At 47.0% G+C, this 2,072-nt stretch carries 2 protein-coding genes; both read left to right on the top strand.

What is annotated here, in order from left to right; all coding sequences use genetic code 11:
* Positions 1 to 64: 64 nt before the first annotated feature.
* The gene (locus tag HMPREF0658_RS01995; RefSeq protein ID WP_040557614.1) at positions 65 to 274 is read left to right on the top strand and encodes a hypothetical protein; all 210 of its coding nucleotides are present in this window, start codon (positions 65 to 67) and stop codon (positions 272 to 274) included.
* A 73-nt stretch (positions 275 to 347) separates the two neighbouring features.
* Complete coding sequence (locus HMPREF0658_RS01990; protein WP_006948191.1) at positions 348 to 1,979, top strand: hypothetical protein; 1,632 nt, start codon at positions 348 to 350, stop codon at positions 1,977 to 1,979.
* Positions 1,980 to 2,072 lie beyond the last annotated feature (93 nt).

The raw sequence follows: 2,072 nt of genomic DNA, 5'->3' as shown, positions 1-2,072 counted from the left end.
TTTTGCGAGGCGCAGAAAGGCGGAAATTTCTCCAAATTATTCACCCCCCCAAAAAGATGAAACTATGAAGAAAAAACCATTCAGAAAGCAACCGTATGTAAGCCCCGCTATCGAGGTCATCCGCACACCGTTCGACAATCTGTTGCTATCTTCCTCGTTTAACAACTCTGGTGGCCATAAAGAGGCCGATGACGAAGACTGGGAAGATGAAAACCCTTATTTCCCCGGTGAGAATGGTGGTGGACACAACGATGCCAATGATGAAGAATGGTAGATTGCCATTCCTGTACTTCTAAAAAGTATTCAAGAAACAATCAAGTTCGGAACAAACCAAATTTTTAAAAGCAATGAAAAAGCTAACAACATTCCTACTCCTGCTCGCGGGACTCTTAGCCACAGCAGGATGCACCAACGACAATGGGGTGCAGAATAACACGCAAGAACCCGATACAAAGGGTATGACCGAGTTTGTTGTCGTAGACGACCATCCGCTTTCTCGCACAGCAGGCGAGTACACGGGTACGAAACTCAAATTCTATTGGAAGGCACAAGACCGTCTTTGGCTCAATGCTGCGCCTGCGAATCCCGCAATGGTGAGAAGCTCACGCGACAATATTTCCGAGCAACTCACGACATTGGGCACGACCAAAGTCGCCACGGCTAAATTTTGGTTTCAAGGCAGCTACACAGCCCTCACTTATCCCATTCGTTACACGGGTAATGGCAACAGTCCTGCCGATAAAGTAACCATACACTCCGCGCAAGTTCAGCAATTGCCTGCCGATGCAACACAGATTGGTGCAATCGGCGATTGCGGGACGGCCATAGCACAAAAAACAGGCGGCCGATACCAATTTACTCTCACTCATAAGGCAGCCTACCTCACTCTCGTCCCTTTCACCACGCAGAGCCTTCTGGCTGGTGCCAAAATCACCCAAATTAAAATAAGTGCTGACAAACCTCTTGCCGGACAATTCAATTTCGACGACAATGGCATTAATACTGCCGTAGCACCCAACGTACCCTCGAAGAGCATCACGCTCAAACTACGCGGTACCGACAATACAGGATTCACGCTTCCCACAAATACAGCCGATCCCGCAACCAATTCGGCAACATTCGTGTTAGCCCCTGGCACCTATGGGAAATTCTATATAGAATACACCCTGCGCGTCGGAAGTATTACCGGCACCATCACTCAAACTTACAGCGACAAGACTTTTGCTGCGGGTAAGAATAAGCACTTGAGTCCCGATTTGCAAGTAACCGAATATCCTGGAATCGGTCAGTATTATACATGGGATGCCGCTGGAGGCGAGAACTATTGGGCAGGGTACGAAGCCTACCAACCCACCACCCATGGCGGCTACAATGATAACTATCCCAAGAATAACACCGACTCGCGCTGGTATAACGACCAAGCCGTGTTTCCCACTCCCGCCTCGCGCAGTTGCGCCTATTGCCTCAATGCTAATGAAGCGTGGTGGTATATAGTTTTTAATGGTTTTTGGGACAATTCTTCCTTATGGGCAACAATGGGTCATCTCTATACTGGCGGTATATGGTTAAAAAAACAAAGCACCATAGCTGCGGAAGAAGGTAAAAGCGTTGCAGAGCTTAAAACTGCTATAAGAAGCGGTACAGATTATACGACAGGTGGTGGACTGGGGAGTATCTCTAACGGTTTTCCTTTTGGGAAACCAAAGAATGAGAAATTGACCGATTATTTCTTTCTTCCTGCTTTGGGAAGTTATAAAAATGGAAGATTGACGAACGTTGGGACTGAAGGATTTTATTGGTCTTGTACTTTAAATTATAACCCGACCAACGATGCTGCTTTCTTTTTACATTTCTACCTCAGTAGTTCTACCTCTTGTTCTGTAATGTTTGAATCGGATAAGAATGTTTGTGCGAAAAAAGATGGCGTACGTCTGTTCAGCCCCAGCAACGAAGATGAATATCGGCCTGACGGGATGTAAACATAAACGCACAGACAGCATGAAAAAGCAGCAGAAGACACCGAAAGCACCAGCACCGCGTACGACTTGTGGAAGCGGTAAGCTCCCGTTCTC

Origin of the sequence: Hoylesella marshii DSM 16973 = JCM 13450, from assembly GCF_000146675.1 — a bacterium.
GTDB lineage: Bacteria > Bacteroidota > Bacteroidia > Bacteroidales > Bacteroidaceae > Prevotella > Prevotella marshii.
The sequence above is the reverse complement of the archived record's forward strand: the minus strand, read 5'-3'. Positions and strand labels throughout refer to the sequence as shown.

Excerpts from the sequence above, each read along its gene's own strand:
- HMPREF0658_RS01990 (WP_006948191.1), top strand. The coding sequence starts at position 348 with ATGAAAAAGCTAACAACATTCCTACTCCTGCTCGCGGGACTCTTAGCC.
- HMPREF0658_RS01995 (WP_040557614.1), top strand. The coding sequence starts at position 65 with ATGAAGAAAAAACCATTCAGAAAGCAACCGTATGTAAGCCCCGCTATC.